The organism is Microcoleus sp., from assembly GCF_041354475.1.
In the GTDB taxonomy this organism is placed as follows: domain Bacteria; phylum Cyanobacteriota; class Cyanobacteriia; order Cyanobacteriales; family Microcoleaceae; genus Microcoleus.
Map to the genome: position 1 here is coordinate 53,066 of NZ_JBGJZU010000012.1, position 12,735 is coordinate 65,800.

The following is a 12,735-nucleotide window of genomic DNA, read 5'->3' on the forward strand; positions in this document are numbered from 1 at the left end:
CTGCTCAACAATCAAGCTGACATCTGGTAAATAGGCTGTCTAGGGGAGGCTGATGCCTATCCCGTCAGAATTGTGCCAGATGTCTCATCGAAGTGCGATCGATTATTTCACCAAAAAATCCAGCTTACCAAGGAGAAAATTGTCATGATTGCTAACTTAACCGCCACTGGTTGGGAAATTATTTATCACCGCGCCCATGCTTTGCTGGCGGCGCAACTTGGCGGACAGTGGAAGCGCTCTGAGTCTCCCCTTCGCTTGTACGAAACCATAGCAGCTATTTCCCATCACGACGATTTGGAAAAAGAGTGGGAAGAAGACATCCTAACTGAGGCGGGCGCGCCCTTGGACTTTACGCTACAAACGGAAATTTGTGTGCCGAAACTCAAAGCCATGACGCAGAATGCGCTATATCGTGGTAGGTGGGTAGCCCTGCTGATTTCTATGCACATGAGCTATCTCATTGAAGGAAAGCGGGGAGAGTTGAAGGAACTGGACGAGTTTTTGGATGAACAACTGGAAAATCAAGAAAAATGGCGCAAGGAATTGAAGATTAAAAAGGAGGATGCTGAGTCTGCTTATGCTTTTTTCCAGTGGTGCGATCGGCTATCTTTAATTCTGTGCTGCCGGGAGTTACCCGCTGGAGAACGAGCTTTAGAAATTAGCGTCGGTCCTGACGGCCAACGGTACGATATTGTGCAACATAGCAACGAACTGCTGACAGTAACTCCTTGGCCCTTTGCCGAAGAAAAGTTTACTGTGAATGTAGAAGCATCCTATTTGAATCAAGCCAAGTTTGACAGCAACGAGGAAATTAAAGAAGCCTTGCATAAAGCCCCCAAAAAATTGTTGGAGTGGACTTTTGTCAAGTCTTAGTTAAAATTTTAGCAATAGCTTCTGCTTCAGGAGAGTAGGCAGAGTGGGGTGACTTCTTCCTTCCTCTTTACTTCCTGAATTTCCCCGATTCCCTCTCCCCCCTTGGGGCTGGCACGGGGGGCAGGCACGGGGGGCTGGGCGGGGTAGGCAAAGAAAGGTACTACCCTTAACTCATCCCTGTTTTTCGGAGAATGAAACAGCCCTGGGCTGGAAGGGGGTGACTTCTTCCTTCTACTTACCTGTTAGGAATTATTTATGAAACGTTCTGCTTGCCTAATTTTTAATCCCGCGGCCGGTCAAAGCGATCCTGACCAAGATTTAGCTTTAATTCAGCAACTTTTGGAATCTGAGATCGAGTTGGATATTCGGCTGACCACACCTGAATTAGATGCGGCCCAAATTGCCCTAGAAGCGGTTTCTAGAGGTGTTGAGTCCATTATTGCTTCCGGCGGTGATGGTACTTTGTCGGCGGTTGCCGGTGCGATTGTCGGCACAAATATTCCTTTGGGCATTATTTCGCGGGGAACTGCGAATGCTTTTGCCAATGCTTTAGATCTGCCGAATACAATTCAAACGGCCTGCGAAACGATTGTGGGAGGCTTAACGCGGGTGGTGGATGCGGGTATTTGTAACGGTGAACTGCCGATGGTTTTGTTGGCGGGAGTTGGTTTTGAGGCGGAAACTGTGGAATTAGCCGATCGCGAAATGAAAAATCGCTGGGGAATGTTGGCTTATGTTTTGTCGGGGATTAAACAGTTAAATAACTTAGAAAGGTTTGAAGCGGAAATCGAAACTGAAGATAAGATCGTCAGTGTTACTGCTGTGGCTGTTACGGTGGCGAATGCCGCGCCACCTACTTCTATTTTAGCTCAAGGGCCGGCGGGGATTATTTTTGATGATGGTTTGCTGGATGTGACTCTGGTGGCACCTGTGAATAAAGCGGGGGCGATCGCAGCTTCTTATCACCTATTGCAAACTGCTTTGACTGGGAATGCGAGCGATCGGGATGACATAGGTTATATGCGAGCCAAAAAAATCAAAATTACTACCGATCCACCTCAAAAAGTTGTTTTAGATGGGGAAATTATCGGCATGACACCGCTATCGATCGAGTGTATACCGGGGGGATTAACTGTCTATGTACCGCGAATTGAAGAGCCACCTGTGACGGAAAAACTTACGGGTTTGTCGGATATCAAAGTTGTTTTGAAGTAGACTTTGTTTCAGAGGTTGGTAATCAATTCCGGCGGTTAGAAACCGCGTCTACACAAACAAAGTCCGCCTGCGCGGACTGGGAGGGAGACCGCAGGGCGGTCTTTTGTTTTTACACTTCTAAAATTTGGCGAATGCGACGTTCTAAAAGTTCGAGGTCTAGTCCACCTTCATCGCGGCTAATCCGGCGCACGGTGACGTTGACATTGCTCAAATCAGCGAGCAAATCTTGGAGTATTTCCTGTTGTTGGCGAGCTTGAGTAATTTCGCGCGGTTCCTGCACCAAATCGCGGACAATTGTATCTTCAGCGCGGGAAGCAACGATGGGGTCTGGTTCGCCGTCTATGTGCACGAAAGTCCGTCGTCCGGGGCCGCGTTCTTCTTCGATTGGGATGACTGCTGTTACTCGGTCCGATCGCACATATTTGCCAAATCCTAGGTGGACTAAGACGGAAGATTGTATTTTCATAGATAGCAATTTTTATTTGTAAGTTATCTATATTTTAACTTTTGCAACCATGAGATAACAACTAATATTAGAGTTAATTTTACTACAAGATATGTCGGCTTTTGCTCGGTTTTATTGTTGTCAAATCTTGCCAGAAATGCTAATATTTCAACAGTCAGATTTTCGCACAATCCGGCAGTCCGGCGGGGGTTTAAACCCCCGCCTCAAAGCTAAAGTCCTCTGAAGAGGACTGAGGAATTCATTCAAAATGCTTGAAGTTGTGAATTGAATTTCATCAAACAATGTTATTAGATATCAATTTCGGTTGATCGGAATTATTTAACCGCAGAGAACGCAGAGAACACAGAGAAAGATCAGAGAGAGATGAATAATTCTGATATTAACGGATTTGATATCATTCAATATCTGGGTTAAATCAAATTACTAAAATAAAATACGATTCCACAGTCCTCTTTAGAGGACTTTCGCTATGAGACAGGGGTTTAAACCCCTGGCGGACTGTCGGACTGTGCGAATATCTGTGGAAATCTCGGACTGTTGGTGCGCGACAGTTGGCTTATGCGTTAACATAAAATTAGAGCAGTTTGCGATTTTGAGATTCGAGAATGACTCCCACCGAGAAAGAGGAAAGCCTAAATGATCCCAATTAGTCTCGACTTAGTTATCAGTCTCCTGACAGCAATTCCCTTCGGCACCCTCAGAGACAAGCTTCAGCGCAACGAAAGTGTCATTAAATTATTAAAAAAATTTAACCTCGACCCTGATGCTCCGCCAGCCGATTTTAGCGGAGTTTATGTTTATACTTTAGTAGAATACGGCGCTGGAAAACCCAAACAGATTTTAGAACTATTTCGCCAAACAGAGATTGAACAGGCATTTCGCAAAGCTTTTGAGTCCGATAGCCCAGCCATTTTAATTCAAGCTGGGGAAGATTATCTCAATGAGTCTGCTTTGGGCAAAGAACTTCGAGATTTAGGCATTGACCCCAGACGGGAATTCATGGCATTTGCGGCCGTGTTTATGGAAGTAGCAAAGCGGACGCGGACGCTGGGAGATGTGATGGTGGGAAACGCGATCGCCTCTTTGCAAAAACGCCTATGTATGGTAATGGATCGCATCGAACGCCTCCCCACCATAGAAGGAATTCGCACCGAATTTGCCAGGTTGGAAACCGAAGATGTTCCCGCACTTGCGGCCGCAGCATCAACTAATATTCAAAAGTCTCAAGCTTTTATTTTATCACAACAAGTTCGCGGTTGGTTTGAAACTTTAAGTTATAAGTTTGAAAAATATGAAATTTGGGAAGATAATTATTTTGAATGGATTATCAATGTTCCCGTCAGACGCAATCGGTACGATCGCATTTTAGTGCGCGGAATTGCCGGAGAAGCCGGACTCAGAGACATCTCAGCCCTGCGCGAGTCGGTGGAAAAGCAGCGCACCGATGAAGGATGGTTAGTCACAGCCCGCCGCATCAGTCGCGCCGCGCGGGATGAGGTAAAAAAAGATGAAAATCGCGATCTAGCTTGCTATACCTTCGATGAATTACTAGACCAAGATGCCGATTTTACCGCTTATCTGGATTGGCTAGAAACTGAAATTACCAGTCGAGGAATTGATACCAAATATGTGCCGCTAGCTTGTACCAAAGAAGAAATCGATCCCGATACTCAGCGCAAGATAGGCGTGAGTCATTATGACGGGCGAGATGGCTGGATCGAAGGTTATATTGACCTGTGGTTGAATGACCCAGTAAAAGAACATATTTCAGTTTTAGGAGAATTTGGAACTGGGAAAACTTGGTTTGCGATGCACTATGCTTGGATGGCGCTGCAACGCTACAAAGAAGCTCAAAAGCGTGGCTTGCAACGTCCGCGTTTGCCGTTAGTAATTCCGCTGCGAGATTATGCCAAAGCAGTTAGTGTTGAGTCGCTATTTTCCGAGTTTTTCTTTCGGAAACACGAGATACCTTTGGCGGGTTATTCGGCTTTTGAACAACTGAATCGGATGGGTAAGTTTCTGTTGATTTTCGATGGTTTTGATGAAATGGCCGCTAAGTGCGATCGGCAAGAAACCATCAACAACTTCTGGGAACTAGCAAAAGCCGTCGTTCCCGGCGCAAAAGTCATCCTCACTTGCCGTACCGAACACTTTCCAGAAGGCAAGGAAGGACGGGCATTGTTCAATGCAGAACTGCAAGCATCAACAACCATTCTAACAGGTGAAACTCCCCAATTTGAAGTATTAGAATTAGAGAAGTTTAACGACGAGCAAATTCGGCAAGCGCTGTCAGTTCAAACAGAAGCGGCGACAGTCGAAAAAGTGATGGGAAACCCGCAGTTATTGGATTTAGCGCGTCGCCCGGTGATGACTGAGTTAATTTTGGAAGCATTGCCCGATATTGAAGCTGGAAAACCAGTGGATATGTCGCGAATCTATCTGTATGCGGTGCGGCGGAAGATAGAGAGAGATATCAAAGCAGAACGGACTTTTACTTCTTTAGCAGATAAGCTTTATTTCTTGTGTGAGTTATCGTGGGAAATGCTGTCTACCGACCAAATGAGTCTGAATTATCGCGGTTTTCCCGATCGCATTCGCAGCTTATTCGGTTCCATCGTCCAAGAGGAAAAAGACTTAGACCACTGGCATTATGATATGATGGGTCAAACCATGCTGATTCGCAATGCCGATGGCGATTACACTCCGGCGCACCGTTCGTTGTTAGAGTTTTTTGTCGCTTATAAATTTGCAGCGGAATTGGGAGTTTTGGCGGCAGATTTTACCGAATTAGTTGCGCCGGAACAGTCTTGTTTAGATCCTAATGCAGCGCCTCAAAAATATACTTGGTCTAATTATTGTCGGCTTCAGTCCTTCGGGCGAAATACTCGCAAGTGGCAGTCACGATCGCACAGCGAAACTGTGGGATATCAACAGCGGTGAATGCTTAAATACTTTGCAAGGGCATAACGATCGAGTAGGGTCAATCGCCTTCCATCCTGGGGGTGAAATACTTGTTAGCGGCAGTTACGATAAAACGCTGATGCTGTGGGATATCAACAGCGGTGAATGCTTGAATACGCTGCAAGGGCATAGCACTCAAGTAAGGTCGATCGCCTTCAGTCCCAACGGTGAAATGTTTGCCAGCGCCGATGACGAACAAACAGTCAAGCTGTGGGATGTCAGCAGCGGTGAGTGCCTCCAAATTTTGCACGGGCATCTCGATCGGGTAAACTTAGTTGCCTTCAATCCTTCGGGTCAAATACTTGCCAGCGCTAGTTACGACCAAACACTGAAACTGTGGGATATTCGCAGTGGTGAATGCCTTCATACTTTGCCAGAATTTGGCAATGAAACACGATCGATCGCCTTTAGTCCTTCGGGTAAAATACTTGCTAGTGCAGGTCACGATCGAACGGTGAGGCTGTGGGATATCGGTACTGGCGAATGCCTCAAAACCTTGCAAGGGGATAACAGTTCAGTATCTTCGAGTGCCTTCAGTCCTTTGGGCGAGATATTTGCCAGTGCAGGTTTTGACGGAACGGTGAGGCTGTGGGATATCCATACTGGTGAATGCCTCCACATCTTACAGGGGCATACGGGTTGGTCACGCGCGATCGCCTTTAGCCAGAACGGTGAAATACTTGCCACTGGAAGTGTCGATCGAACAGTAAGATTATGGGATATCCATACTGGTGAATGCCTTCAAATCTTACAGGGGCATACTGATTGGATACGTTCAGTTGCCTTTAGTTATTCTGGTGAAATAGTTGCTAGTGGAAGTGTAGATGGAACGGTAAGATTATGGGATATTCGTACTGGTGAATGTCTCAAAATTTTGCAAGATCATAGCAGTAGAATTAACTCAGTTGCCTTCAGTTCAACTGGAAAAATTATTGCTGCTTGCAGTCGGGATGGCACAATTAGACTTTGGGATGTTGAGACGGGTGAGTGCCTCAAAATACTGAAAAGTGACCGACCTTATGAGGAGATGAATATCACGGGTGTTACGGGTTTAACTGAAGTTGAAAAAGCCACACTCAAAGCTTTAGGGGCTGTGGAAAATTGATCCTTGCAAAGGCTGTCACTCCATCAAGTCCGACAGGGAATGAATTCCCTGTCTAATAGCGAAAGTCCTCTGAAGAGGACTAAAGAATTAATTAGTCCTCTAAAGAGGACTTTCGCTTTGTGAGGCTCGGTTTCAACCCTTGCCGGACTGTGGGTTTACCCTTGATCTGCATCTACATCATCGCATTCATGCGACAATCAAATAGAAAAAACCTGAAACGAATCTAAACCTACTCTCCTCTGCTACAATATAGTTGGAGCGGAGAGTCAATTTAAAGTATAATTTAAATCACTCTGGAGACAAAACAATGAATACTGCCAAACTCTCGATCGCTGATGACTATCAGACAGTCATATTACCTAAAGAATTTCATTTTGCAGGAAATGAAGTGTATGTCAAAAAAATAGGAGATGTTCTTGTCCTAATCTCCAAAGAAAATCCTTGGAAAACTTTTTTTGATAGCTTAAGTATGTTTTCTGACGACTTTATGCTAGTCAGGGAGCAGCTTCCTTTGGAGACGAGAGAGGCTTTTGAATGAGATTTTTACTAGATACTAATATCTGCATATACATCATCAAGCGCAAACCACAAAAAGTATTCGAGAAATTCCAAACACTTGAAATTTTTGATATTGGCATTTCATCTGTTACTATTGCCGAACTTGAGTATGGAGTTTACAAAAGTCAGCGTCAAGAGCAAAATCGGGCTGCACTCATTCAGTTTTTAATAACTTTACTCGTAGTTCCTTTTGATGAAAGAAGCACCCAAACTTATGGACAAATTAGAGCAGGATTAGAACGTCAAGGTATTGTCGTAGGCCCAATGGATTTGCTGATAGCATCCCAAGCAATCAGTTTGGGGCTGACACTCGTGACGAATAATGTGAGAGAATTGTCGCGTATCCCAGGATTAACCTTAGAAAATTGGGTTGATTAACGATCGCATTTTGCGTTGCGGCGCAAACCACAAGGGAAAAGCATTCGGGCGATAATTAAATAGAAAAAAACCTAAAATTTATCCGATCGCAAATTCACTAAATTTCCGCATAATCGGCGGGTCAAACCCAAGTACAATATCTTCTTTGGGAACTCCCAACTCAACCAGTTCGTTAGCAATACCCACCTCAGTGCCATCCTGCTGAATCCAGATTTTATTATCCATAATATCCAGGTGCAACACCGGGCCATAAACTCGTCGCTGATTACGCCAGCCTACATAGATTAATTGATAATGATCGCGATCGATATCAAAGATAGTTTGAGCCTGAATTCGCTCATCCCACACCAGACTAGCGTGTTGCGAGAGCAGATTTTGGATGTGTTGCCGATAAAGGTCTACATTTGCCATTGTGCAATCGCCTCCTGTTCTATATCATAAACGATTAAATGAATTTGATTTTGTTGAACTAAAGACTGAATAAACCCCATTGTAAAAAAGCTATCGTAGACATTTCCTGGTACTGCTAAGTATAAAATACGATCAATTTCTTGTTTTTGTAAAGCTGCTCGATAACTAATGAATTGCCCCAAAGCTGTATAAAATTGGGATATTTTGGATGGCCCAGTAAAGCTTTTGATTTCAACTGCGATTTTCTGTCCATCTTTTTCGGCTGCAACCACCTTTTCGGCACCCAAGTCAATGTAAAGTTCTAAAGTTCCTGCTTGTAAATTATATGGATCGTGAGTAATCTGCCATCCATCTTTCTGGAGAGCGATTTTAACAACTTCATGGAAGGCATCTTTAGCAGACATAGCTTTACTGACTCGTTGCGTTTAGTATCTTGGATAGTTTTTGTGTTTTAAGTATAGCAACCACCAAGGCGCTTGCTATACAAAAGACACTATACCCCATGCCCAATTTAAGCTAATCTATTACTTTCACAAATAAAGATAAAATGCTATCTCAAATTTTTTACCTGCTGCGTTCCCGTGCTGATGGCAAATACCTCAGCGCTTGTCCCAACCCAGATAAAGTGGCAAGTTTTCTGCTGATTTTCCGCGAAGACTATGACGCTTTGAGCTACCTTAACACCCACGCGGCCGATTTTGCCGATCGCTTCGGGGTCGAGTCAATTTCCAGTCCACAAATCAAAAAACTGCTCGAACGTTGGGGATTTCAGGGTGTAGGCATTGTTCAAGACCCCCTACAGCCAAATATTGAGTTTTTACTCACAAATGATTGACAATTTAAAACATTTGTGTATAACCCGGTTTCTGGCAAAAATCGGGTTTTTTGGTGAAGTTTTGAGGCTATTCTGACACTCTGCCTGTATAGAGGTGTCCACCATATTTAGTGCAAAATGTGAAATTTGTCAACCTTTAACCCTAAATCTGAATCCTGTTGTATATTCATAGTCTGTTGATATATTCCGACACGTCAGTACACAACCTATGGTTCGAGAATTAGAGCGATCGAGTGCCCGCGAGAAACGTCACCTGTCCGATTTCCCCGAAACAGCACCCGCAGCCAATCCAGTATTTTTCAGGACGTACAGCCGTCGTACCGACACGGGAAGGGAGACTTGGGCTGATGTGTGCGATCGAACCGTCAAGGGCCTTCAAAAGCTCGGAAACCTCACCCCCGAAGAAACACAACTCCTACACCGGATGCAAAACGAGCTCAAAACCCTCGCTTCTGGGCGCTGGCTGTGGGTGGGCGGTAGCAAATGGATTGAGCAACCAGAGAATTTTTCCGGCGCATATAATTGCTCCTCAACAAATATTATCGACTGGCGGGCTTTTGGCTTGTTGATGGATTTGGCGATGATGGGCTGCGGCACCGGTGCAGTCTTGGAACCCAAATACATCAACCAATTGCCACTGATTAGCAACCGCTTAACTGTGACAATGCAAGGTGAAATCGGCTCTACACCCGCTGAATTGCGCCGTCAAGAAACCGAAGTAAAAATAGCCGAAAAAACCGCGACTATTTATGTCGGAGATTCCCGTCAAGGTTGGGTGAAATCCTATCAAGCTTTGCTGGAATTATCCACAGATGAAAGATTTGCAGGAGAAGTTCAAGTTTACATCGATTTGAGTGATGTCCGCCCCGTGGGAGAACCTTTAAAAGGTTTTGGTGGAGTCGCAAATCCAGTCAAATTGCCTGACCTTTATCAACGTTGCTCGGCAATTTTGAATAAAGCTCTAGGACGGCAGTTGAATTCAGTTGAATGCTGCGTGTTGATTGATGAAGCTGCGGTCACAATTGTGGCTGGTAATATTCGGAGATCAGCCGGAATTCGTCAGTTTACTTTTGATGACGAACTGGGAGCAAATGCTAAAAACAACTTGTGGCAACAAGACGATAAAGGCAACTGGAGAATAGATCCAGAACGCGATGCTTTGAGAATGGCAAATCATACCCGTGTTTTCCATTCCAAACCGACATTAGAAGAATGTATTGATGCTGTTCGCAAACAGTATTATTCTGGTGAAGGTGCAATTCAATGGGCTGGTGAAGCTGTAGCTAGAGCTAACGTTGATTTACTTTCAACATCAAGTCTTAAACTTGAGTTCTTGAAAGCTTACGACGAAGGAAAAGCTAAACAGTGGTTCCAGGAACGCTATCCTGAGATGACTGCGGAAGAATTAGAGCATCGGTCAGTCCGTTTGGGCTTAAACCCGTGTGGTAAGTAATTTTGCCTCACGTTAAAAACCTCGCAAAATCGGAGAAGACTGAGATGTTAATTCCGAGGTAAGTAAGGGAATTAAAAATCCTTTACCACCGTAGAGCGTACCAGGTGAACCTTCTTAATTGAAGAACATAATCCTGGCAAGAGTGCGGGGCATTTATAACTAAAGTAAATGAAAAAGTACGCCGAGCTATAGATAAAATGGAATCTGTAGAACTAGAGGATAAAAAGCCTTTAGGATAACAAAACTGGAAATCATCGGCTCTAATTTTCACTGTGTCAGTGGGGAAACTCTGCTAATTACTAAAGACGGACTGCATCAAATAAAGGATGTTGTTGGAAGTGAAATCGAAATTTGGAATGGTCAAAGATGGAGCTCAGTCACACCATTTCAGACAGCGAGTGATACCAAGGTTGGACGACGCAAACTTTATCGTGTAAAGTTTGCTGATGGTACTTATCTAGATGCCACAGAATATCATCGTTTCTTTGTCAAGGATCGCTTTGGTAAAGTTTACCAAGAAGTCCAAACCAAAGACTTGATGGATACAAGTCGATATAGCATTCATACTGAACCTTTTACAATTCAGTATGAAGATGGCATGAATATCGATGCAAGTTATGCTTACACTTTGGGTGTGGCTGTAGGAGATGGAACTACAGACAAAAATGACAATGCAAAAGTTCGACTTTACGAAGGCAAAATGGCATTGTCAGTAGCAGGAAATAAGTCGCATGAAAGAAACTATGACTATTTACCTGTTTTTACAGATGTAACTAACTTGAGCTTTTCTGGAGAATTTCTGAAAAGTTTGAAAGTTAACCCAGAAGCACTAAATGTAATTGCTAGCTGGAATCGGCAAGCAATTTTACATTTTATTGCTGGATTAGCCGATACGGACGGATCGAATACCCATAGTAATGGTATCAGAATTTATATTTCTGACCGCGATCGCGCTTTTAGAGTTCAGCTACTTTTGACAAAATGTGGTATTCGCTCATCGCTAAATCTTTGTGCTCATCAAGGAGCAGTTACTAATTACGGCGTCCGAAGTCGGGATTTGTATTACTTGCAAATTACTGACTGTGGTGAAATTCCTTGTCAGCGGTTAGATGTGAGCAAAGGGACGAAGGCTAAAGGCAAAGGTAAATGGCAAGTTGTCAGAAGTGTCGAAGAATTACCAGGATTGCATGATACTTACTGTTTCAATGAACCAGAGTTTCATAAGGGAGTTTTCGGCAATACCCTAACTGGAAACTGTAATCTTTCTGAGGTTCACCTCAATCAAATTGACCCTTACAACTTCAAAGAACAAGAAGAAGCTTTCACCGCCGCAGGTTTATCTGTCGCCGTACTTCTCAATCACAAATTTAGCGAACCGCGCTATCAATACAGCCGCGAATTAGACCCGATTGTCGGCGTATCTTTCACGGGATTATTCGACTTCTTCGTGCATGGTTTTGGCGTTGAGTGGCTGCGCTGGTGGGTGGAAGGCCGCCCGCAAACTGACCAGGGAATGGCGTTTAAACAGCGGGAAGAAGAGTATTTGACTGGTTGGCGGGAGATTGTGAATCGGGTAGTATGGGATTATTGCGATCGCCATTCATTGAAACGTCCAAATCGCTGCACAACCGTTCAACCATCGGGTACAAAATCTCTACTGACAGGTGCTTCCCCCGGCTGGCATCCCCCGAAATCCCAGCGTTTCATTCGCCGAATCACTTTCGGCAAAAACGACCCTGTAGCCCTCGCCTGCATCGACTACGGATACAACGTAATTCCGTCCCAATCTGACAAAGATGAAAACGGCAATTTGCTGAACAATCCCTTCGATGAACGCTGTACAGAATGGCTGGTAGAAATACCCGTTGCTGTCAGTTGGGCGGATTTGCCCGGTGCTGATGAAATTGAGATTAACAAATTCTCAGCGGCGGCACAAATGGACTTTTATATGCAGGTGCAAAAGTTCTACGTGCGACACAACACCAGCGCGACGATTGAGTTGCGGGAAAATGAAGTTGAAAGTTTGGGAACACGGATTTACGAAGCCATTCGCGATGACGAAGGCTACATTTCCGCCGCACTTTTGTCTCGCTTTGATGCCCTAGAGACTTTCCCACGTTTACCCTTTGAACCGATTAAAAAGGAAACTTACGAGACGATGTTGAAAGACGTTTTAGTTCGTCGTCAAATAGATGTGTTTGAGGTGGCACTCAGTCGCTATGACTTGGGTGAAATGATGGATTCCGGGCCTGCGGGCTGCGATTCTGATAAATGTTTAATGCCGGAAACTAAGGCTATGTAGTAGTGTTGAATTAAAATCCCCCAAATGGGGGATTTTTTTATGTTTAAAATATTAGACATCTCCCCAAAAGCCAGTCTTGAACAGGCAAGATGCCTGTTCCACAATAAATATGGTCGAGGTCTATATTAATTCCGGTTGTATCGGAACGATCAAACCGCGAAGACGCGAAGGACACAAA

General features: G+C 44.4%; 12 protein-coding genes and 1 pseudogene. 10 read left to right on the forward strand and 3 right to left on the reverse strand.

Going from position 1 to position 12,735, the window contains the following annotated elements; all coding sequences use genetic code 11:
* Positions 1-144: 144 nt before the first annotated feature.
* Positions 145-873: a DUF3891 family protein gene (locus ACBR23_RS06960; protein WP_371115812.1), complete on the forward strand. Its 729-nt coding sequence runs from the start codon at positions 145-147 to the stop codon at positions 871-873.
* A 255-nt stretch (positions 874-1,128) separates the two neighbouring features.
* Complete coding sequence (locus tag ACBR23_RS06965; protein ID WP_371115811.1) at positions 1,129-2,088, forward strand: YegS/Rv2252/BmrU family lipid kinase; 960 nt, start codon at positions 1,129-1,131, stop codon at positions 2,086-2,088.
* Between the two features lie 109 nt (positions 2,089-2,197).
* Here ACBR23_RS06965 and ACBR23_RS06970 read toward each other — a convergent pair whose 3' ends face one another.
* Positions 2,198-2,554 (reverse strand): hypothetical protein, encoded by a 357-nt coding sequence (locus ACBR23_RS06970; protein ID WP_371115810.1) that lies wholly within the window; start codon positions 2,552-2,554, stop codon positions 2,198-2,200.
* A 636-nt stretch (positions 2,555-3,190) separates the two neighbouring features.
* Between ACBR23_RS06970 and ACBR23_RS06975 the strand changes: the two genes are divergently transcribed.
* From ACBR23_RS06975 to ACBR23_RS06990, 4 genes are all read left to right on the forward strand, one after another.
* On the forward strand, positions 3,191-5,494 hold the full coding sequence (locus tag ACBR23_RS06975; protein ID WP_371115809.1) for an NACHT domain-containing NTPase: 2,304 nt from the start codon (positions 3,191-3,193) through the stop codon (positions 5,492-5,494).
* Entirely contained in the window at positions 5,376-6,620 is a 1,245-nt protein-coding gene (locus ACBR23_RS06980) for a WD40 repeat domain-containing protein (RefSeq protein ID WP_371115808.1), read from the forward strand. Before ACBR23_RS06975 ends, ACBR23_RS06980 begins: the two co-directional genes overlap by 119 nt.
* A 307-nt stretch (positions 6,621-6,927) precedes the next feature.
* On the forward strand, positions 6,928-7,158 hold the full coding sequence (locus tag ACBR23_RS06985; RefSeq protein WP_371115807.1) for an antitoxin: 231 nt from the start codon (positions 6,928-6,930) through the stop codon (positions 7,156-7,158).
* On the forward strand, positions 7,155-7,556 hold the full coding sequence (locus tag ACBR23_RS06990) for a type II toxin-antitoxin system VapC family toxin (protein ID WP_371115806.1): 402 nt from the start codon (positions 7,155-7,157) through the stop codon (positions 7,554-7,556). The genes ACBR23_RS06985 and ACBR23_RS06990 overlap by 4 nt, the downstream gene beginning before the upstream one ends.
* A 78-nt stretch (positions 7,557-7,634) precedes the next feature.
* Here ACBR23_RS06990 and ACBR23_RS06995 read toward each other — a convergent pair whose 3' ends face one another.
* A complete protein-coding gene (locus tag ACBR23_RS06995) occupies positions 7,635-7,967 on the reverse strand; it encodes a XisI protein (protein ID WP_341736909.1) in 333 nt (110 codons plus the stop codon).
* Positions 7,955-8,371: a XisH family protein gene (locus ACBR23_RS07000; protein ID WP_371115805.1), complete on the reverse strand. Its 417-nt coding sequence runs from the start codon at positions 8,369-8,371 to the stop codon at positions 7,955-7,957. The genes ACBR23_RS06995 and ACBR23_RS07000 overlap by 13 nt, the downstream gene beginning before the upstream one ends.
* A 143-nt stretch (positions 8,372-8,514) precedes the next feature.
* Here ACBR23_RS07000 and ACBR23_RS07005 point away from each other — a divergent pair, with 143 nt between their 5' ends.
* The 4 genes and pseudogenes from ACBR23_RS07005 to nrdJ (ACBR23_RS07020) all read left to right on the forward strand — a co-directional run bounded on the left by ACBR23_RS07005 (position 8,515) and on the right by nrdJ (ACBR23_RS07020) (position 12,557).
* Positions 8,515-8,802 (forward strand): hypothetical protein, encoded by a 288-nt coding sequence (locus ACBR23_RS07005; RefSeq protein WP_341736910.1) that lies wholly within the window; start codon positions 8,515-8,517, stop codon positions 8,800-8,802.
* Positions 8,803-9,010: 208 nt separating this feature from the next.
* Positions 9,011-10,255: a ribonucleoside-triphosphate reductase, adenosylcobalamin-dependent gene (gene nrdJ, locus ACBR23_RS07010; protein WP_371115804.1), complete on the forward strand. Its 1,245-nt coding sequence runs from the start codon at positions 9,011-9,013 to the stop codon at positions 10,253-10,255.
* Between the two features lie 319 nt (positions 10,256-10,574).
* Positions 10,575-10,685: pseudogene (locus tag ACBR23_RS07015) on the forward strand (hypothetical protein); the annotation flags it as partial.
* Between the two features lie 108 nt (positions 10,686-10,793).
* On the forward strand, positions 10,794-12,557 hold the full coding sequence (gene nrdJ, locus ACBR23_RS07020; RefSeq protein ID WP_371119227.1) for a ribonucleoside-triphosphate reductase, adenosylcobalamin-dependent: 1,764 nt from the start codon (positions 10,794-10,796) through the stop codon (positions 12,555-12,557).
* The last annotated feature ends 178 nt before the right edge of the window (positions 12,558-12,735 follow it).

Bases quoted from the DNA above. Each gene is read 5' to 3' on its own strand.
- nrdJ (WP_371115804.1), top strand. From the start codon at position 9,011: ATGGTTCGAGAATTAGAGCGATCGAGTGCCCGCGAGAAACGTCACCTG.
- nrdJ (WP_371119227.1), top strand. From the start codon at position 10,794: ATGGATACAAGTCGATATAGCATTCATACTGAACCTTTTACAATTCAG.
- ACBR23_RS07000 (WP_371115805.1), bottom strand. From the start codon at position 8,371: ATGTCTGCTAAAGATGCCTTCCATGAAGTTGTTAAAATCGCTCTCCAG.
- ACBR23_RS06960 (WP_371115812.1), top strand. From the start codon at position 145: ATGATTGCTAACTTAACCGCCACTGGTTGGGAAATTATTTATCACCGC.
- ACBR23_RS07005 (WP_341736910.1), top strand. From the start codon at position 8,515: ATGCTATCTCAAATTTTTTACCTGCTGCGTTCCCGTGCTGATGGCAAA.
- ACBR23_RS06995 (WP_341736909.1), bottom strand. From the start codon at position 7,967: ATGGCAAATGTAGACCTTTATCGGCAACACATCCAAAATCTGCTCTCG.
- ACBR23_RS06980 (WP_371115808.1), top strand. From the start codon at position 5,376: ATGCAGCGCCTCAAAAATATACTTGGTCTAATTATTGTCGGCTTCAGT.
- ACBR23_RS06985 (WP_371115807.1), top strand. From the start codon at position 6,928: ATGAATACTGCCAAACTCTCGATCGCTGATGACTATCAGACAGTCATA.
- ACBR23_RS06975 (WP_371115809.1), top strand. From the start codon at position 3,191: ATGATCCCAATTAGTCTCGACTTAGTTATCAGTCTCCTGACAGCAATT.
- ACBR23_RS06970 (WP_371115810.1), bottom strand. From the start codon at position 2,554: ATGAAAATACAATCTTCCGTCTTAGTCCACCTAGGATTTGGCAAATAT.
- ACBR23_RS06990 (WP_371115806.1), top strand. From the start codon at position 7,155: ATGAGATTTTTACTAGATACTAATATCTGCATATACATCATCAAGCGC.
- ACBR23_RS06965 (WP_371115811.1), top strand. From the start codon at position 1,129: ATGAAACGTTCTGCTTGCCTAATTTTTAATCCCGCGGCCGGTCAAAGC.